We start from the raw sequence: 17,609 nt of genomic DNA, 5'->3' as shown, positions 1-17,609 counted from the left end.
TGAACTAGTCGCTCTCTTCAGTACGGTGCTCGGCGAACCCGGGTCCGGCGGCGTCGTCGGCGCCGGCCCGGGGCGCCGCCGCCCCCGCGGGATCGTCCTGGTCTGCGGCCGGTCCGCGGCCGCCGGCGGCTTCGGCCGCGGCGGGCGCGCGGCCCGCGGCGGCGAAGGCGGCCAGCCCCGCGAAGGACTCCTCCGACGGGACGGCGGTGAACGCGACGGCCTCCGTGCGCGCGGGGCGCGCCTCGGTCCGCTCCTCCCCCGCGCGGCGCCTGGGGCGCCGCCGGGGCAGTCCGCCCGGGGTGGTGTCGGCCGCCTCCTCGCCGGGCTCCGGCGGGGCGGCCGGGCCGTTGTCCCGCGCTCCGGACGCGTCCGTGGCGGCGGGCCCGGCGGGAGCCTGGGTGACGGGCAGCGGACCGAAGTACTTGTGCGGGACGACGACGACCACCGAGGTGCCGAGCCAGGGCGAGTCCGCGAAGGTGACCCGGATGCCGTAGCGGCGGGCGAGGATGCCGACGACGCGCAGTCCGACGGTGGCGTCCTCGGAGATGCCGCCGATGCCGGGTCCCGCTCCGGTGCCCGCGAGGATCAGCTCGGCCTCGCGTTTCTTCTCCTCGCTCAGGCCCTTCCCGGAGTCCTGGATCTCGATGCCGACGCCGTTGGTCACCGCCTTGCCGGAGACCACGACCAGTTCGGTGAGCGGCGAGTAGCGGGCCGCGTTGTCCAGCAGATGGGCGAGGATCAGCGTGAGGTGGTCCACCAGGCCGCCGTCGACGCCGAGTTCGGGCAGGTGCCGGACCTCGACGCGGTGGAAGTCCTTGATCCGGCCGATGCCGCCGCGCACCACGCTCAGCAGCCGCTGCGGCTCCTGCCACTGGCGGCCCGGACGGTCCGAGCCGCCGAGCACGGCGATGCTCGCGGCGAGCGAGTCGGCGGGGCCCAGTTCCTGGTCCAGTTCCATGAGCCCGCGGGCCACGGCGGGCAGCCGGCCGTGCTCACCCTGCATCTCGTGCAGCCGGCCGCGCAGTTTGCCGGTCAGGACGTGGATGCGGTTGCCGATGCTGATGACGGCCTGTTCGGCGGCGGTGGAGCGGTTGAACTCCTCCTCCACGCCGATCAGCGAGGTGCGCAGGATGCGGCGCAGGTCGGCCTGGAGTTCCTTGTCGACCCGGGCGCACTGTCCGGTCTCCGGCAGCAGGTCGTCGACGGCGGCACCCGCGCGCAGCCGGCCCAGCGCCTCGGGCAGTTGCTCACCGGCGAGCCGGGCGATCGCGGCCCGCTCGTGCGAGAGCTGTTCCTGCCAGACCTCGGCCTGGTCGGCGAGCTGGACCGCGGCGGACTCGGCCTGGGCGCCCAGCCGTTCCTCGTACGCCCTCGTCTGTTCGGCGAGCCGGGTCTCGTAGTGGGCGCTCTGCCCGGCGAGCCGGGCGTCGAAGTCGGCCGACTCCTCGGTCAGCCGGTCCTCGAACAGGGCGCGCTCCGCGGCGAACTTCCGCTCCAGGCCCGCGACATGCTGCTGCCACTGCTGGGTCTGCTCGGTCCGCGAGCCGCGGAACGCCTCGTCGGCCCGGCGCAGTCGGCGCTGCGAGCGGATCAGCAGCCGTACGCAGACGGCGCACGCCGTGGTGGCCGCGGCACCGGCGGCGGCCACGGTCAGATGCTCCGAACCCGCGAACGCGGCGGCGACCGTCCCTCCTCCCAGGGCCAGCGGCATCAGCCACCAGCCGTGCCAGGCGACGGGGACCCGTGCCGCCGGCCGCGAAGAGGCGAGTTCCATCTGCATCCTTCTGGGCAACACGATCGGACAACAGCGAACAGGGGACCGTGGTGCGACAGTCGCGGTCACGAGTGCGCACGACGGGACGGCCCCCGCGCCGGGGTGCGTCAACTCGCCGTGACGAATGGAGCTTATCGGGTTTGAACCCGAAAGGATCAACCTCGACGAGCAGCGGACGTGAAGGTTCCGTCACGCTCCGCCAGATGGCGGCACGTCGACAAATCCCCCTGAAGGCACGGCACTTGCCGATCCGCACCGCACGGCGGGTCCCCCGGCGCCCCCACGCATTCCTGGACACCTGTCCAGCTATAGTGGACACCTGTTCAAGACCGAGGGAGGGTTCGCGATCATGGGAATCGTGGCGAATGTGCTGGTCGGGCTCATAGCCGCGCTGCACGTGTACATCCTGGTGATGGAGATGTTCCTGTGGCAGAAGGGGCCGGGCATGCGCTTCCACGGCTTCGACGCCGAACTGGCCCGGCGGACCGCGCCGTTGGCCGCCAACCAGGGTCTCTACAACGGATTCCTGGCGGCCGGCCTGGTGTGGGGACTCGTGGCGGCCGACCCGACGGGCTTCCGGGCCCAGGTGTTCTTCCTGTCGTGCGTGGTGGTCGCGGGGGTGTACGGCGCGGTCACCGCCAACCGGCGGATCCTGTTCGCGCAGGCGCTGCCCGGCGCCCTCGCCCTGGCCGCCGCCCTCGCCGCCCGGTGACCGGCACCCCGCCCCGCCCCGCGGCCGAGGACCCGCGCGCCGCGCGCACCCGGGCCAGGCTGCGCGCGGCCCTGCTGGCGGAGTGCGCCGAACGGCCGCTCGCGGACGTGGGCGTGGCCGCGCTGGTACGCCGGGCCGGGGTGGGCCGGGCCACCTTCTACGTGCACTACGACGACCTGGAGGCGCTGGCGGTCGACGCCTGCGCGGACGTCGTACGGGAGGCCGTGGACGCGCTGCACGCCTGGCGGGGCCGGCCCGATCCGGTGCACGCGCCGCCGGCGCTGCGGGACTTCTTCGCGGGGCTGGTCCCGCACAGGGACCTGTACCGGGAGCTGCTCGCGCCGGGCGGCGGCGGTCCGCTGGGCCGGGTGCTGCACCGGGACCTGCGCGCCCGCAGCGTGGCCGAACGCGAGCTGGCCGGCGCGGCCGACGCCCCGCTGGTGGCCTCGGCGGTGGCCGCCACCTTCGCCGGGGTGCTGGCCGACTGGCTGCACGGACTGCTGGACGCCGGCCCCGGCGAGGTGGCCGACCAGGTCTGGCAGCTGCTGGTCGCCCTGCACATGAGCCGCTGAGGCGGCCGGTCCCGACCGGGGCACCGGCACGGAAGGGTGCTGGCACGATTCCATCGAAGGTTGGCCATCGTGCCATTTCCCGGGCGGGCGCGTCCGGGCAGGCTGGGTGACCATGAACGATGTGAACACGATGCGCGCGGTCGGCCAGGACGTCCTCGGCGGACCCGAGGTCCTGAAGCTGATCGAGACGGCACGGCCCGCGCCGCGCCCCAACGAGGTACTGGTCCGGGTACGGGCCGCCGGGCTCAACCCGACCGACTGGAAGCACCGGGAGAACGGCGGTTTCCTCGGCGAGCCGCCGTTCGTCCTCGGCTGGGACGTCTCCGGCACCGTCGAGGAGACCGGGATCGGGGTCGCCGCCTTCCGGCCCGGCGACGAGGTCTTCGGCATGGTCCCCTACCCGTTCGGCCACGGCACCCACGCCGAGTACGCGATCGTCCCCGCCCGCGCCCTGGTGCCGAAGCCGGCCGGGATCGACCACGTCCAGGCGGGCGCGCTGCCGCTGGTGTCGCTCACCGCCTGGCAGGCCCTGGTGGAGAACGCGGACGTCCAGGCCGGCCAGCGGGTGCTGATCCACGCGGCGGCCGGCGGGGTCGGCCACGTGGCGGTGCAGATCGCCAAGGCGCGCGGCGCGTACGTGATCGGCACGGCGAGCGCCGCCAAGCACGACTTCCTGCGCGAGATCGGCGTGGACGAGCCGGTGGACTACCGGGCCGTGGACGTCACCCAGACGGTGCGGGACGCCGACGTCGTGCTCGACACGATCGGCGGCGACACCTCGGTCGCCTCGCTGCGCGCCCTGCGGCCGGGCGGGATCCTGGTGTCGATCCTGCCGGTCGGCTCCGCGGAGCTCTACGACGAGGCCGCGCGCCGGGGAGTGCGGGCGGTGCGGATGCTGGTGGACGCCGACCGGGCCGGGATGCGCGCGGTCGCCGGGCTGGTGGAGGAGGGGAAGCTGCGCGCCGCCGTCGCGGGGACCTTCCCGCTGGCCGACGCCGCCAAGGCGCATGAGGTGGGCGGCACCGGGCGGACCACGGGGAAGCTGGTCCTGGTGGTGGACTGACCCGGCGGGGGTCCGCCGGCGGGGACACGAGCACGGGCGAGCGGGTCGCGCCCGTGCTCGTTCCGTGCGGTGGCACCGCTCCCACGTGCCCGTTCTCCGACTGTCGCGCACGCCACAGAAATTGGCGCACCAAACCAGCAGACATATGTCAATCGAACATGCTCAAATTCCCTCCATCGAGGGTAACTTGCTCAGCGGGGAACGGAATTGGGCCGGCCGGGGTGGGAGGTGATGCCGTCGTGCGCCAGGAACCCCGGCGGGACTCCGGGCCGCTCACCCGGCATCTGCGCATCCGCCAGGACCGCGGGTACACGGTGCTGGAGTTCCGGGGTGAGATCGACATCGCGGCGGCGGCCGAGATGGCTCCCCACCTGGACCGGGTGACCGCGCGGGAGAGCACCCGAGTGGTGATCGACCTGCTCCCCGTCGACTTCTTCGACTGCTCGGGGCTGCGGCTGCTGTACCGGGCCCGCGGCCGGGTGCTGGAGCGCGGCGGACAGCTCCAGCTGGTGTGCGCGCACCCGCTGACCCTGCGGGTGCTGCGGGTGACCGGGCTGTCGCAGCTGCTGCCGCCGCTGGCGACCCTGGACGCGGCCCTCGGCCGGCCGGAGGCCACGTCCGGGTCGCTGTGACGTCCCGCCGGGCCGGCTAGAGGTTGCGCGGCTCGTCGAAGAGGGCGCTCACCGACTCGCCGTTGTGGATGCGGCGTACGGCCTCGGCCAGCGCCGGGGCGATGGACAGGATCCGCAGTTTGTCGGTGAACTCCTCGGCGGGCACCGGCACGGTGTTGGTGCAGACGATCTCCAGCACGTCGGGCTGCTCGCTCAGCCGCTTGAGCGCGCCGGCCGCGAACAGCCCGTGCGTGCAGGCGATCCGGATGGACCGCGGCGGCCCCAGCTCGCGCAGCCGCTCCAGGAGTTCGAGGACCGTACTGCCCTTGGCGATCTCGTCGTCGAGCACGATGACGTCCCGGTCGGCCACCTCGCCGATCACGGAACTGATGATCACCCGGTCGTCGGCGAACCGCTGCTTGGCGCCCGCCGCCACCTGGGCGCCGATCAGCCGGGCGAAGGCGGCCGCCTCCTTGGCGTTGCCGAGGTCGGGCGAGACGACGGTGGTGCGCGAGAGGTCGTACCGCCGGAAGTGCGCGGCCAGCTCCCGCAGCGCGTGCAGGTGGTCCACCGGCACCGAGAAGAAGCCGTGCACCTGCGGGGCGTGCAGGGCCATGGCGAGGACACGGCCCGCACCGGCGGCCACCAGCAGGTCGGCGACGAGGCGGCCGCCGAGCGAGATGCGCGGCGCGTCCTTCTTGTCGGAGCGGGCGTAGGAGTAGTGCGGCATCACGACGGTGATCCGGCCGGCCGAGGCGCCGCGCGCCGCGTCGCACATCAGCAGCAGCTCCACCAGGTGCTCCTGCACCGGCCGGACCAGGGGCTGGATCAGGAAGACGTCCCGCTCCCGGCAGTTCGCCTGGAGCTGTACCTCCAGACAGTCGTTGGCGAACCGGCTGACCCGCGTCGGGCTGAGCGGCACCCCGAGGTGCGCGCAGACCTCCTCGGCCAGCTCGGGGTGGGCACTGCCGCTGAAGACGGCGATGTCTCGCACGATCCGCTCCTCGCATGATCAATACGGGTTATGCGTTCATGCTACGGACCGCCGCGCCGTCACCACGGCACGAGCGTGCCGTCGAAGGAGAAGAACCCGCCGGTCGGCCCGTCGTCGGGCAGCAGCGCCAGCCGTACGGCCGCCTCGGCCGCCTCCGCCGGATCGCCGCCGCCCGCGGCCGCCCCCGGGATCAGGTCGGTGGCCCGCCGCCCCGGCGCCAGGGCGTTCACCTTGATGCCGTCCTCGGCCAGCTCCTGGGCGTAGAACACGGTCAGCGCGTTGAGCGCCGCCTTGGAGGAGCGGTAGGCGGCCGACCTGGGGCTGCCGTGGGCGAACTGCGGATTGGGGTGCGTGCTCCAGGTGAGGGACGCGGTGCCGCTGGAGACGTTCACCACCCGCGGGTGCGTGCCGCGGCGCAGTGCGGGCAGGAAGGCGTTGGTGACCGCGAGGACACCGAAGACGTTCGTCTCGTAGGTCCGGCGGAGGTCCTCGGTGCCGGTCGCGGTGGGCGGGCCGGTGACCGGCTGCACGCCGGCGTTGTTGACCAGGACGTCGAGGCGGTCGACGCACGCGGCGGCCCGTTCGACGCTGCGGGGATCGGTGACGTCCAGCTGGAGGAGCCGCGCGTCGCCGCCGATCCCGGCCACGGCCCGCTCACCGCGCTCGGCGGACCTTGAACCGACGTGGACGCGGAAGCCCCGCTCGGCGAGGAGCCGGGCGATGTGGAAGCCGATGCCCTTGTTGGCACCGGTGACGAGTGCTGTGCGATCGTTCATGACAGCCACGGTTCCCCGGCCGGGTCCGTCCTGCCAGGGACCGTCTGTACCAGGCAGAACCGGGAGGCGGCGGTATGGCGAGGGCGAGGCAGGAACTGGCGCGCTTCCTGCGGGAGCGCCGCGCGGCGCTGGGTCCGCGGACGGTCGGGCTGGCGCCGGGCGCCGCCGCGCGCCGGACGCCCGGCCTGCGCCGCGAGGAGGTCGCGGAGCTGGCCCACATGTCCGTCGACTACTACGTCCGGCTGGAACAGGCCCGCGGCCCGCGGCCCTCCGCGCGCGTCCTGGACGCCCTGGCGGAAGCGCTGCGGCTGGCTCCCGCCGAGCGCAGCCATCTCTTCCGGCTGGCCGACTGGCCCGCGCCGCCGGCCGCCCCCGCCGCGGTCCGGCGGGTGCGCCCGCACGTGGCCGGGATGCTGGAGCGGCTGCCCGGCACCGCGGCGATCGTCACGGACGCCTGCTACGGCCTGGTGGCCTGGAACCCGCTGGCCGTCCAGCTGTTCGGCTATGACCTGAGCGGCGGTGCCACCAACCTGGCGCGGCGGCGCTTCCTCGGCCAGGGCCGGATGTACGCCGGCTCCACCGCCGGGCAGTTCGGCGAGGTGGTGGTGGCCCGGCTGCGGCGGGCCGCCGAACGGTATCCGCACGACGGACACCTCGCCTCGCTGCTCGACGAACTGCACACCGGCAGCGCGGAGTTCCGGCAGCTGTGGGCGACCCATCCGGTGTACGCCCCGGGCCACCGGACCAAGGTCGTCGACCATCCGGAACTGGGGCGGCTGCGGCTGAACTGCGACGTCCTGCTGGTCCCCGAGGACGACCAGGAGGTCGTCCTCGTCACGGCCGACCCGGGCACACCGTCGGCCCACCGCCTCGCGGAACTGGCGGCGCGAGCCTAGTCGTTGTACCGCGGGTCACCAGGAGACGGGCAGGTGCCTCGGGCTGCGGGTCATCTGGCCCTCGCGCCAGTCGATCGTCGCGGGCGTGAACTCGGCGCGCAGGCCGGGGAAGCGGACGGCGAGCCGGTGCAGCGCGAGGGTGATCTCCAGGCGGGCCAGCCATGCGCCCAGGCAGTGGTGGGGCCCGGCGCCGAAGACGACGCTCGGCACCGGCAGCGGCGCGGTGAGGTCGGGCGGGCCCGGCGGATGGACGCCCGGGTCACGGCCCGCCGAGGCGGTCTGCACGGCGACGACACTGCCCGCCGGGATGCGGACGCCGCCCACCACCGCGTCCTCGACGGCCCTGCGCAGCAGCCCCGGCAGCACCCGGCCCTCGCTGAGCGGCACGGTCCGCAGCAGCTGCTCGGCGGCCGTCGCGGCGGCCTCCTCGTCCACCGCGAGCGACGGCCAGTCGGCGTGCCCGTCGGTGAGGAGGTAGACGACGATGTTGCCGAGCGCGGACATCGTCGTCTCGTGCCCGGCGACCACCAGTCCGCAGACCAGGCGCACCAGCGGGCGGTCCTCGATGCCGAGCGAGTCCCCCGCCGCCACCAGCCCGCTGACCAGGTCGTCGCCGGGCCGGGCCCGCCGCCGCGCGACCAGGTCGGCCCCGAAGGTCCGGAACTCGTCCATGGCGTCGGCGACTTCGCCGGCGGTGTGCGCGCCGCCGGACAGCGCGTGGTCGGCCCAGTGCCGGATGCGCTCGCTGTCGATGTGGTCGAGTCCCATCAGCCGGCAGATCACCGCCACCGGCAGCCGCCGGGTGAACCCCTCGACGATGTCGGCGGGGCGCGGCGCCGAGGCCAGCTCGCCGAGGAGCGATTCGACCACCGACGCCACCCACGGCCGCCAGCGGGCCACGGACCGCGGGGTGAACGCCCGCTGCACCGTGCCGCGCAGCCGCTGGTGGGCCGGACCGTCCTGGTTGACCAGCCCGTCGGGATCGCTCAGCAGGTTCGGTACGGCGAGCAGCGGCGGGGCGTCCTCGCCGTGCAGGGAACGGCGGTCGAACCGCTGGTCCATGAGCACCTGGCGGACGTCGTGGTACCGGGTCACCAGCCACACCGGGGTGCCGGTCGCCAGGGTGCCGAGCCGGGGCGGCCCGGACTCGGGAAACGCCGTGCGGTGCATCGGACAAAGGGGCCGGGAGGTGCTGTCTGCGGTCATCCTGGACTCCTCGCGCGCCGCCGGGAGGTCACTCCACGCTAAAGCGTGTATCAGTCCGGCGTCAGCTGTCTCAATCGGCCAACAACACGGTCTGGCACGGCGTTCGGCGGGCATTCGTGTCGTGGGAAAGGAGGACCGTCACATGGCGAGTTCCACCAAGGAGACCAAGGAGACCTCCGCGCAGGAGACTCCCGTCAAGGCCCGGCCCCGGCGCATGCCCGGTTGGGCGAAACTGCTCACCGCGTTCCTGCTGGTGCTCGTGGTGCTGTTCGCCGGGATCAAGCTGGCGGTGCTACCGGGCATCAAGGACCTGTTCGGCACGGAGACCCGTGACAACACCGGTCCGGCACTGCTCAAGTCCATCCAGGACATGAGCCGTTACGACGCGGCCTCGGGCAACTTCCAGGTCGTCGTGGACCTGGAGAAGGACGCCAAGTACCTGCCGAGCGCGATCCGCGGCACCCGCACCCTGTACGTCGGTGCGGGCAACGTCGACTCCTACGTCGACCTCGGGAAGATCGGCACGAAGGACGTGACGGTCAACGACGACCGCACCGAGGCCACCATCCGGCTGCCGCACGCGCAGCTCGGCAAGGCCACCCTCGACGCCGACCACTCCTACGCCGTCTCCAAGCAGCGCGGTCTGCTGGACCGGCTGGGCGACCTGTTCTCGGACAACCCCAACAGCGAGCAGGCGGTGCAGAAACTGGCGGTGAAGCACATCTCGGACGCGGCCAAGTCCAGCGGACTGACCACGCGCGCCGAGACCAACACCACCGACATGCTGGAGGGCCTGCTGCACTCGCTCGGCTTCACGGAGGTGCACGTGTCCTACGGCACGGTCTGATCGACGCCGTCCGGTCAGCGCCGTCTCATCAGCCGCCCAGCACGGCCGGAAGGGCCAGCGCCCCGAGCGCCGCGGCGCCGACCAGCAGCCAGGCCACGTAGTCCCCGAGGTGCCCGGACTGCAGGCGGCGCAGCGGCAGTGTCCGGCCCCGGGCCACCAGCAGGCCGGGGCGGCCGACCGCGAGGGCGGCCAGCGCGACGGCCAGGAGGGTGGACAGGCAGCCCAGCAGGACCCCGGCGGACGTCCAGTGGACGACGGCCGGGGTCCTGCCTCCGTCCACGGCACGGGCCAGCGCCTCCTGGAGGCCGGGGGCGAGGCCCAGGGCGAGGGCACCGGCCAGCAGCGCGGCGGGGACGGCGGTCATCGTGGCCGGGATCCGCCCGAGTCGGCCCTCGGTCTCGGGCTCCTCGTCGGCCCCGGTGGTCTCGTACCCGTCGCCCTTCGGCGGCCTCTCCCCCAGGCCGAGGAAGACCCGGGCGGCGACCCGCAGCACCGCTCCCGCCGTCACCGCCGACACGACGACGTAGAGCACGGTCAGCGGAGCGCCCACGGCCTCCTCGGCGACCGACTTGCCGAGCGCCGTGCCGAACGGCGGCAGCCCCGCGAGGGCCAGCGCACCGACGGTGAACACGACGCCCACCGTGCGCAGGTCGCGGCCCCGGCCGTGCAGCGCGCGTTCGTCGACGTTGCCGTACCGGTCCAGGAGGATCCCGGCGCAGGCGAACAGGGCGGCCTTCACCCCGGCGTGGCCGAGCAGGTACAGGGCGGTCCCCGCGTCACCCGCCGGGGTGAGGACGCCGAGGCCGACGAGGAACAGTCCGGTGTGCGCGATCGTGGAGTTGGCCAGCAGCCGTTTGATGTGCCGCTGGTGCCAGCACATGTACGCGCCGAGCGCCGCCGTGAGCGTGCCGAGGACCACCAGCGCGCGTTCCAGGTCGGCCGCCGGGATGCCGCCGGGTCCGGCGAAGACCGTGCCGTACACCCGCCAGACGCCGTACGCGCCGAACTCGACCATGACTCCGGAGAGCAGTATGCAGACCGGGGTGGGGGCGACGGCGTGGGCGTCGGGCAGCCAGAAGTGGAAGGGCACGGCCGCCGCCTTGACCAGCAGGGCGGTGAGCACGAGGACGAACGCGGCCAGCACCAGGGCGTCGGGGCGGCGGTGCGCGTCCAGGCCCTGTCCGATCTTCGCCATGTTCAGTTGGCCGGTGCGGGCGTACAGCAGGGCGATGCCGGTCAGCATGGAGTACGCGCCGAGCGAGTTGACCACGCCGAAGGTCAGCGCCCCCTGCACCGCCTTGGCGTCGTCGATGCGGTAGCCGGTCAGCGCGTAGGCGACGACGCTCATCAGCTCGAAGAAGACGAACGCGTTGAACAGGTCGCCCGCCAGGGCGAAACCGCACATCCCGGCCTGGAAGACCAGCATGAGCGCCGGGAAGGAGCCCGCGTGCCGGTGCGGCGGCTCGGCGAAGTACCGCCAGGAGTACACCAGCGCGGCCAGGGTCAGCAGCGAGGCCAGGGCGGCCATGCCGAGCGCCGGACCGTCCCCGTTCAGGACGATCCCGACGCTCTCGCCGCCCACGGGGCGCCATCCTCCGACCCACTCGACGAGCGGGGGCGAGGAGTGCAGGAGCAGGACCAGCGCGAGGACGCAGGTGCCCGCGCACACCGCGCAGGCGAAGCTCTCGGCGAGGAACCGGTGCAGGCGGCGGCCGCCGGCCACCAGCAGGGTGGCACCGAGCAGCGGGACGGCCACGAGCAGCGGCAGCAGGGGGGACATCAGCCGCGCAGCTCCGTCAGTTCGTCGGGGTCGACCGTGCCGTGCCGCTTGGCGATCTGCAGGACCAGGGAGAGCAGCAGCGCGGTGACGGCCGCGCCGACGACGACGTCGGTCAGGGCGAGGGCCTGCACCACCGGGTCGACCAGCGGCCGGGTCCCGGGCCTGAGGTCGGAGAAGACGGGTGCGGTGCCGCCGTCGCGGTAGCCGACCGCGAGCAGCAGGACGTACGTCGAGGACTGCACGACGGCCAGGCAGCCGACCGCGTGGATCAGGTTCCGGCTGGTGGCCAGTCCGTAACAGCCGGTCAGGAAGATCCAGACGGCGACCAGGTAGGGGAAGACGTGCATCACCGGCGGCTCAGCTCCCGTTCTCGTCCACGATCTCGACGGCCTGGTCGAGGAAGCCGGCCAGCAGGACGACGACCCCGCTCGCCACCTCCATGCCGATGGCCGCGTTGAGCAGGGGCACCTGGCCGCCGGAGGACAGCGTGTCGAACGTCCCGTACGGCAGCCACGTGTTGGCGAGGAAGGCCGCGCCGGCCAGCAGGGCGGCCAGGCCCAGCACCAGGTAGGCGCAGGCGGCCAGGGCGTCGGCGACCTCGAAGACGCCGATCGGGCGGACGCGTTCCAGGGCGCGGTAGTCGGCACCGAGGTAGAGCAGGTGCAGGGCGGTGGCGGCGACCACGCCGCCCTGGAAGCCGCCGCCGGGGCTGAGCTGGCCGTGCGCGATGACGTACAGGCCGGTGACCACGGCGACGGGGAGCACCAGCAGGGCGTACCTGCGCACGGGCCGGGCCACCTCGGCGGGGGCCGGGGCGGCCCGGTGTTCGTCGCGGGTCTGGCGCAGCAGGACCGCGCAGCCGAGGACGGCGGCGAACAGGATGCCCATCTCGCCGAGGGTGTCGTAGGCGCGCTGGTCGAAGTTGACCGAGGAGATGACGTTGGCGGTGTGCCGGGCCAGGGCGGCCCGCACCGCGCGGTCGCCGTAGGGGTGGCTGCGGCCGCCGAAGGACGGCAGGTCGAGGCACGCGGCGACCAGCAGGGCGGCGAGGCCCGCGCCGCCGGCGGCCAGCAGCCACAGCCGCAGGCGCCGGGTCACCTGTCGTCCGTCCTGCCGCGCCGCCGCACCTTGCGGACCGCCAGCATGATCAGCAGCGGGGTGAGCGCGGAGCCGACGGCGAGCTGGGAGAGGCCGACGTCGGGGGCCTGCAGCACGGTGAACAGGACGCCGAGGACCAGGCCGAGCAGGGACAGCACCAGGGCCTGGCGGGCCGGGTCGCGGGTCGCCACGGCCACGGTCGCCGAGGCGGCCGTCAGGAGCAGCGCGACGACGATCACCGCGTCAGCCACCGCGCACCTCCCGGAACCCGCCGGACAGCGCGCGGGAGGCGATCAGGTTCCCGCCGATCAGGAGCGCCCCGACGACCAGCAGTTTCACCGCCGCCCGCCCCGGTCCGGCGACCGCGCACAGCACCACCACGACCAGCGCGCCGATCCCGGCCGCCGCCCAGGTCAGGCGCCGGGCGGCGGGCCGCTCGACGGACAGCTCGTCGGCGAGCAGCCGGGCGAAGACCAGCGTGCCGACCGGGCCGAGCAGGGCCGTCAGCAGGGCGAGATCGACGTAGGACGGACGGCCGTAGCCCTGGGCGAGCAGCAGCAGGCTGGGGCAGACCGCGGAGGTGGCGAGGTTCTGGCCGGTCACCCGGCGCCCGAGCGGGCCGGTGGCGACGGCCCACAGGGCGGTGCCCGCGCCGCCCGCCAGCAGGACGGTCGCGGCCAGGATCCAGCCGTTCACCGCCGGCTCACCTCCCGTCGGCCGGCCCGGGCCGCGAGGGCGCCGACGGCCGCCGCGCTCGCGCCGACGACGCGCTCCAGGGTGTCGACGGGGCCGATGAGGACCAGCCAGAGCAGGGCCAGTCCGGCCCACCAGGTGATCAGTTCGGCCGTGGCGACGAGTGCCGTACGTCCGGTCATGCGCCGCCTCCTCGGGTCGCCTTGCGACGTGGTGACCGTTTCGCCGCTTTCGGCATCCAAGCACCGCCGCCGCCGCGGGGAGCGGCGGCACGCGGGGACGGGTCCCCAGTGCCCGGGGAGCGCGACCGGAAACCTCGGGCACGTATCGGCGGCTGTCGCGGACACGCGGGAATCTCCGGACGGTTCCGGGGTAACTGGGCTAGCACGCCGGACTGTTGACTATGGAGGATCCGATGGCCAGTGCTGTCTCGCGCCTGCGCACGACCAGGGCCGAGAAGAACGACGGGACGAACGGGGACAAGGAGACCGGCAGGCCCGGGGCACTGACCAGGGCCGCCCGCGCCGTCGGCGTGCGCCGCGCCGGGCCCGCTCCCGCCGCGAAGCCCGCCCCCGCGAAGAAGGGCCGCACCGGCCGGACGGAGCGCACCGGCCGGACGGGCAGGGCCGACAGGACCGCCCGCACCGCCAGGCCCAGCGGGACCGAACGCCGCCCGCTTCCGCTGCCGTTGCGGATCCTGGCGATGCTGTTCGCGTTCGCGGCCATGGTGGCGTTCGCCGTCGTGCTGGCCCGGCTGACGCTGGATCCGTCCCCGGCGTCCGTGTCCATCGCCCACACCAACCTGCACCCGGGCGAGTCCCTCAAGATCTACCTGGACCAGCCGGCCCTGCGCGACGCCGTCAAGCAGATCGGCGGCAACATCGTGCTCGGCATCCCGTTCGGGATCATCGTGCCGGTCCTGGTGCCGCGCGCCCGGGGCTTCTTCGGGGTGCTGCTGCTCACCGCGTTCGTGATGCTGATGGTCGAGACGGCACAGGGTCTGCTGGTCGAGGGCCGTGCCTTCGACGTGGACGACGTCATCCTCAACACCTCGGGGGCGCTGATCGGCTGGCTGCTGGTGGGCCGGCGGCTCGGCCGCGCGGTGCACGCGCGCAAGCCCAAGAAGCAGCGGGCGTGACACTGGTCCGTACCAAACTATTGACGCACCACTTATCTCATCTCTTAAATCAAGAGGCGACGCCTTCACCCCCCACCTCGGCCGGACGTCTCCCCGCGTCCGGCCGCCGTACGGAAGGAAGAGCCGTGGCCTCCCCACGAACGCTCCGCAGATGCCTGCTCGCCGCCCTGTCCGCCGTGCTCCTCGGCTCCGTCGCGGTCGGACCCGCGCACCGGGCCGAGGCCGCCGACGCCGGCGCGGCCGCCGCGACCTTCTCCGACACCTTCGACGGTCCCGCCGGTTCGGCGGTCAACTCCTCGAAGTGGACCCAGGAGACCGGCGACAACGTCAACAACCACGAGCGGGAGTACTACACCTCCGGCACCAACAACGCGGCCCTCGACGGCCAGGGCCACCTGGTCATCACGGCCAAGAAGGAGAACCCCGCCAACTACCAGTGCTGGTACGGCACCTGCCAGTACACCTCGGCGCGGCTGAACACCTCGGGCAAGTTCAGCGCCCAGTACGGGCACGTCGAGGCCCGGATGAAGATCCCGCGCGGGCAGGGCATGTGGCCCGCGTTCTGGATGCTGGGCACCGACATCGGGCAGGTCGGCTGGCCGAACTCCGGTGAGATCGACGTGATGGAGAACGTCGGCTTCGAGCCCTCCACCGTGCACGGCACCATCCACGGCCCCGGCTACTCCGGCTCGGCCGGCATAGGCGCCGGCTACACGCTGCCGAACGGGCAGGCCTTCGCGGACGGCTTCCACACCTTCGCGGTGGACTGGGCGCCCAACTCGATCACCTGGTCGGTGGACGGGATCGCCTACGAGACCCGCACCCCGGCCGACGTGGGCGGCAACACCTGGGCGTTCAACAAGCCGTTCTTCCTGATCCTGAACCTCGCCGTCGGCGGCTACTGGCCGGGCGACCCCAACAGCTCGACCGCCTTCCCGGCGCAGCTGGTCGTGGACTCCGTGTCGGTGACGACGAGCGACACCTCGACCGGCGCCGCGATCAAGGGCCTGGCCGGCAAGTGCGCGGACGTGGCCGGGGCGAACTCCGCCAACGGCACGCCCGTCCAGCTCTACGACTGCAACGGCAGCGCCGCCCAGAAGTGGACGGTGGGCAGCGACGGCACCGTGCGCGCGCTGGGCAAGTGCCTGGACGTCACCAGCGGCGGCACCGCGGACGGCACGCCGGTCCAGCTCTACGACTGCAACGGCAGCGCCGCCCAGAAGTGGGCCGTCTCCGCCGCGCACGACATCGTGAACCCGCAGGCGAACAAGTGCCTGGACGTCACGGGCAACAACTCGGCCAACGGCACCCGGCTGCAGATCTGGACCTGCACGGGCGGCGCCAACCAGAAGTGGACCGTGGGCTGAGCACCCGGTCCGCCGTCCGGGGCGTGCCGCGGACCCTCCGCGGCACGCCCTCCGGCGCGAAACGCGCAGCGGAGGCTAGTGCCGGGGCACCCAGGTGAACTTGTCCCCGCCCACCCAGCAGACCACGGCCGGGTCGTCCAGGTCGTGGACCGTGATCCCGTGGGTCGCGGCGACGGCCAGCACCTCGGTGATGTCCCGCGCCTCACCGACCACCTCGCCGTCGATCTCCACGATGCGGAAGGGCGGGGTGCCCGGCTTGCCGGTCATGACCCCGAGCACCAGGATCCGCGGCTGGGAGATGAACGGGCTCGCTATCTCGGTCATGAAATCGAGGGTAGATCTCCCCGGGCGGATGTGACCTGCCCGGTTGACCCTGCCGGAGGAGGCGGTCCGGGGCCCCGCCGAGGCCCCGGAACAGGCCGCCCTTCGGCAGTCCCGGCCTCCGGCCCGGGAATCCACCGCCCGGATTTGCCCGGATATTTGCGCATGCTTGAAGAAGATACGGGTTGTCCGCTGCCACGAGCGGGTGATGCGTGTCACCCGGGCGGCCGGAACAGCACGGGGTGGTTGCCCGTTGAACGAGGCGTGGGTGCGGATGGGACAGTGTCCCCGGGCCTCACCTTCCGCCCACAGGGACGATCGTCCGGCTGAAGCCCTGTGGAGCCCTTCGCCGCGAGGCGACCGCCATGCGCACCCACCACTCGACCGCCCCGGTCGCGAATCCCCCGTCGCGGCCGGGGCTTTCCGCTGTCCGGGGGCGGTTTCCGGCCGCCGGGGGCGCGGCTTGACTTCGAGCGCACTCCAATTCGTAGCGTTCACGCCATGAGCACTACGACTGCGCAGCACAAGATCGGTTCCGGATTCGGCGCGGACAGCACCGCGGACGACGTCCTCTCGGGCCTCGACCTCGGCGGCCGGCTGGCGATCGTCACCGGCGGCTACTCCGGGCTCGGCCTGGAGACCACCCGGGCCCTGACCAAGGCGGGCGCCCGTGTCGTCGTCCCCGCGCGGCGCGCCGAGGCCGCCCGCGAGGCCCTCGCGGGTCTGGACGGCGTCGAGGTGGACGAGCTGGACCTCGCCGACCTGGAGAGCGTGCGCGGCTTCGCCGAGCGGTTCCTGGCCTCCGGCCGGCCCGTCGACTTCATGATCGACAACGCGGGCGTCATGGCCTGCCCCGAGACCCGGGTCGGGCCCGGCTGGGAGGCCCAGTTCGCCACCAACCACCTCGGGCACTTCGCGCTGGTCAACCGGCTCTGGCCGGCGCTCGCGGCGGGCGGCGGCCGGGTCGTGTCGGTCTCCTCGCGCGCCCACCACTTCGGCGGGATGCGCTGGGACGACGTCCAGTGGCGGCGGAGCTACGACAAGTGGCAGGCGTACGGCCAGGCCAAGACCGCGAACGTGCTGTTCGCCGTCCACCTGGACCGGCTCGGCCAGGACGTCGGCGTACGGGCCTTCGCCCTGCACCCGGGCGGCATCATGACCCCGCTCCAGCGGCACATCCCGCGCGAGGAGATGGTCGAGCGCGGCTGGGTCGACGAGCAGGGCACCGTGCTGAACCCGCAGGGCTTCAAGACGCCCCCGCAGGGTGCGGCCACCCAGACCTGGGCGGCCACCTCCCCACAGCTGGCGGGCATGGGCGGGGTGTACCTGGAGGACTGCGACATCGCCGAGCCCGCCGTGGAGGGCGCGACGACCGGCGTCAAGGACTGGGCGATCGACCCGGCGCAGGCCGCCCGGCTCTGGGGCCTGTCGGCGGAACTGACCGGCGTCGACGCGTTCGCCTGACCCGCGCCGCCGCGCTCGGGCGCTCAGGCGCTCAGGCGCTCAGGCCGAGGGTTCCTCCGGCAGCGGCTCCTCCGGGCTGACCACGCCCGGCCGGGGCGCGTCCCGCAGGCCCGTTCCGGCCTCGTCGGTGGAGGGAAGTCCGTCGTCGTCACGGGTGTCCGGGTCGCTGCCCTCGGGCGCGTCCCACGGGTCGCGGTCGTCGGGCCGGGCCTGCTGGTCCGGCAGGTCCCTGGGGACGGGCCCGCCGCCCTGCTGGTCGCTCACGGCTGCTCTCCTCACACGTCTCATCGGTCCGGG

21 protein-coding genes are annotated in these 17,609 nt (G+C 73.5%); 9 read left to right on the top strand and 12 right to left on the bottom strand.

Translation table 11 applies throughout. The features are described 5' to 3' along the window. Window positions 1–4 precede the first annotated feature (4 nt). Complete coding sequence (locus ACIQOE_RS33755) at window positions 5–1,774, bottom strand: ATP-binding protein (RefSeq protein ID WP_401415524.1); 1,770 nt, start codon at window positions 1,772–1,774, stop codon at window positions 5–7. 349 nt (window positions 1,775–2,123) lie between these two features. Here ACIQOE_RS33755 and ACIQOE_RS33750 point away from each other — a divergent pair, with 349 nt between their 5' ends. The 4 genes from ACIQOE_RS33750 (at window position 2,124) to ACIQOE_RS33735 (ending at window position 4,753) form a co-directional block, all read left to right on the top strand. Beyond that, a complete protein-coding gene (locus ACIQOE_RS33750) occupies window positions 2,124–2,486 on the top strand; it encodes a DUF1304 domain-containing protein (protein WP_401415522.1) in 363 nt (120 codons plus the stop codon). Next, on the top strand, window positions 2,483–3,058 hold the full coding sequence (locus tag ACIQOE_RS33745) for a TetR/AcrR family transcriptional regulator (protein WP_365565053.1): 576 nt from the start codon (window positions 2,483–2,485) through the stop codon (window positions 3,056–3,058). The genes ACIQOE_RS33750 and ACIQOE_RS33745 overlap by 4 nt, the downstream gene beginning before the upstream one ends. A gap of 112 nt (window positions 3,059–3,170) precedes the next feature. Continuing rightward, entirely contained in the window at window positions 3,171–4,121 is a 951-nt protein-coding gene (locus ACIQOE_RS33740; protein ID WP_365567304.1) for an NADP-dependent oxidoreductase, read from the top strand. A gap of 239 nt (window positions 4,122–4,360) precedes the next feature. Then, the gene (locus ACIQOE_RS33735; RefSeq protein ID WP_351327562.1) at window positions 4,361–4,753 is read left to right on the top strand and encodes an anti-sigma factor antagonist; all 393 of its coding nucleotides are present in this window, start codon (window positions 4,361–4,363) and stop codon (window positions 4,751–4,753) included. 16 nt (window positions 4,754–4,769) lie between these two features. Here ACIQOE_RS33735 and ACIQOE_RS33730 read toward each other — a convergent pair whose 3' ends face one another. Both ACIQOE_RS33730 and ACIQOE_RS33725 read right to left on the bottom strand, forming a co-directional pair. Continuing rightward, window positions 4,770–5,726, bottom strand: coding sequence for a ribose-phosphate pyrophosphokinase (locus tag ACIQOE_RS33730; protein ID WP_351937451.1), 957 nt, complete (start codon window positions 5,724–5,726; stop codon window positions 4,770–4,772). Window positions 5,727–5,785: 59 nt separating this feature from the next. Beyond that, window positions 5,786–6,502, bottom strand: coding sequence for an SDR family oxidoreductase (locus ACIQOE_RS33725; protein ID WP_365565047.1), 717 nt, complete (start codon window positions 6,500–6,502; stop codon window positions 5,786–5,788). A 74-nt stretch (window positions 6,503–6,576) separates the two neighbouring features. Here ACIQOE_RS33725 and ACIQOE_RS33720 point away from each other — a divergent pair, with 74 nt between their 5' ends. Further along, on the top strand, window positions 6,577–7,398 hold the full coding sequence (locus ACIQOE_RS33720) for a helix-turn-helix transcriptional regulator (protein ID WP_401415518.1): 822 nt from the start codon (window positions 6,577–6,579) through the stop codon (window positions 7,396–7,398). Window positions 7,399–7,413: 15 nt separating this feature from the next. Here ACIQOE_RS33720 and ACIQOE_RS33715 read toward each other — a convergent pair whose 3' ends face one another. Beyond that, window positions 7,414–8,604, bottom strand: a complete 1,191-nt coding sequence (locus ACIQOE_RS33715) for a cytochrome P450 (protein WP_365565041.1) — start codon at window positions 8,602–8,604, stop codon at window positions 7,414–7,416. Window positions 8,605–8,818: 214 nt separating this feature from the next. Here ACIQOE_RS33715 and ACIQOE_RS33710 point away from each other — a divergent pair, with 214 nt between their 5' ends. Beyond that, window positions 8,819–9,451: a DUF4230 domain-containing protein gene (locus ACIQOE_RS33710; RefSeq protein ID WP_351327699.1), complete on the top strand. Its 633-nt coding sequence runs from the start codon at window positions 8,819–8,821 to the stop codon at window positions 9,449–9,451. Window positions 9,452–9,479: 28 nt separating this feature from the next. Here the strand turns inward: ACIQOE_RS33710 and ACIQOE_RS33705 are convergent, their stop codons facing one another. From ACIQOE_RS33705 to ACIQOE_RS33680, 6 genes are read right to left on the bottom strand one after another with little or no spacing between them, the layout of a single operon-like run. Continuing rightward, on the bottom strand, window positions 9,480–11,231 hold the full coding sequence (locus ACIQOE_RS33705) for a complex I subunit 5 family protein (protein ID WP_401415515.1): 1,752 nt from the start codon (window positions 11,229–11,231) through the stop codon (window positions 9,480–9,482). Then, window positions 11,231–11,578: a sodium:proton antiporter gene (locus tag ACIQOE_RS33700; protein WP_351937488.1), complete on the bottom strand. Its 348-nt coding sequence runs from the start codon at window positions 11,576–11,578 to the stop codon at window positions 11,231–11,233. Before ACIQOE_RS33700 ends, ACIQOE_RS33705 begins: the two co-directional genes overlap by 1 nt. A 10-nt stretch (window positions 11,579–11,588) precedes the next feature. Continuing rightward, window positions 11,589–12,329, bottom strand: coding sequence for an MnhB domain-containing protein (locus tag ACIQOE_RS33695; RefSeq protein WP_351327575.1), 741 nt, complete (start codon window positions 12,327–12,329; stop codon window positions 11,589–11,591). Then, window positions 12,326–12,580: a hydrogenase subunit MbhD domain-containing protein gene (locus tag ACIQOE_RS33690; RefSeq protein WP_351937457.1), complete on the bottom strand. Its 255-nt coding sequence runs from the start codon at window positions 12,578–12,580 to the stop codon at window positions 12,326–12,328. The genes ACIQOE_RS33695 and ACIQOE_RS33690 overlap by 4 nt, the downstream gene beginning before the upstream one ends. Further along, on the bottom strand, window positions 12,573–13,025 hold the full coding sequence (locus tag ACIQOE_RS33685) for an MrpF/PhaF family protein (RefSeq protein ID WP_365565032.1): 453 nt from the start codon (window positions 13,023–13,025) through the stop codon (window positions 12,573–12,575). The genes ACIQOE_RS33690 and ACIQOE_RS33685 overlap by 8 nt, the downstream gene beginning before the upstream one ends. Further along, window positions 13,022–13,204: a hypothetical protein gene (locus ACIQOE_RS33680; RefSeq protein WP_365565029.1), complete on the bottom strand. Its 183-nt coding sequence runs from the start codon at window positions 13,202–13,204 to the stop codon at window positions 13,022–13,024. Before ACIQOE_RS33680 ends, ACIQOE_RS33685 begins: the two co-directional genes overlap by 4 nt. 350 nt (window positions 13,205–13,554) lie before the next feature. Between ACIQOE_RS33680 and ACIQOE_RS33675 the strand changes: the two genes are divergently transcribed. Beyond that, window positions 13,555–14,160 (top strand): VanZ family protein, encoded by a 606-nt coding sequence (locus ACIQOE_RS33675; protein WP_401415849.1) that lies wholly within the window; start codon window positions 13,555–13,557, stop codon window positions 14,158–14,160. Window positions 14,161–14,285: 125 nt separating this feature from the next. Continuing rightward, window positions 14,286–15,527: an RICIN domain-containing protein gene (locus tag ACIQOE_RS33670; protein WP_351327583.1), complete on the top strand. Its 1,242-nt coding sequence runs from the start codon at window positions 14,286–14,288 to the stop codon at window positions 15,525–15,527. Window positions 15,528–15,602: 75 nt separating this feature from the next. On the opposite strand, the gene ACIQOE_RS33665 is transcribed toward ACIQOE_RS33670, so the two are convergent. Continuing rightward, window positions 15,603–15,851, bottom strand: coding sequence for a hypothetical protein (locus tag ACIQOE_RS33665; protein WP_351327585.1), 249 nt, complete (start codon window positions 15,849–15,851; stop codon window positions 15,603–15,605). Between the two features lie 498 nt (window positions 15,852–16,349). Between ACIQOE_RS33665 and ACIQOE_RS33660 the strand changes: the two genes are divergently transcribed. Beyond that, window positions 16,350–17,312 carry an SDR family NAD(P)-dependent oxidoreductase gene (locus tag ACIQOE_RS33660; protein WP_365567319.1) on the top strand — a complete coding sequence of 321 codons (963 nt, stop codon included), beginning with the start codon at window positions 16,350–16,352 and terminating at the stop codon, window positions 17,310–17,312. Between the two features lie 39 nt (window positions 17,313–17,351). Here the strand turns inward: ACIQOE_RS33660 and ACIQOE_RS33655 are convergent, their stop codons facing one another. After that, window positions 17,352–17,576, bottom strand: coding sequence for a hypothetical protein (locus ACIQOE_RS33655; protein WP_401415511.1), 225 nt, complete (start codon window positions 17,574–17,576; stop codon window positions 17,352–17,354). Between the last annotated feature and the right edge of the window lie 33 nt (window positions 17,577–17,609).

This window comes from Streptomyces sp. NPDC091282 (assembly GCF_044757385.1).
Taxonomy (GTDB): domain Bacteria; phylum Actinomycetota; class Actinomycetes; order Streptomycetales; family Streptomycetaceae; genus Streptomyces; species Streptomyces gramineus.
This window is presented reverse-complemented; position numbering and strand designations above follow the sequence as displayed.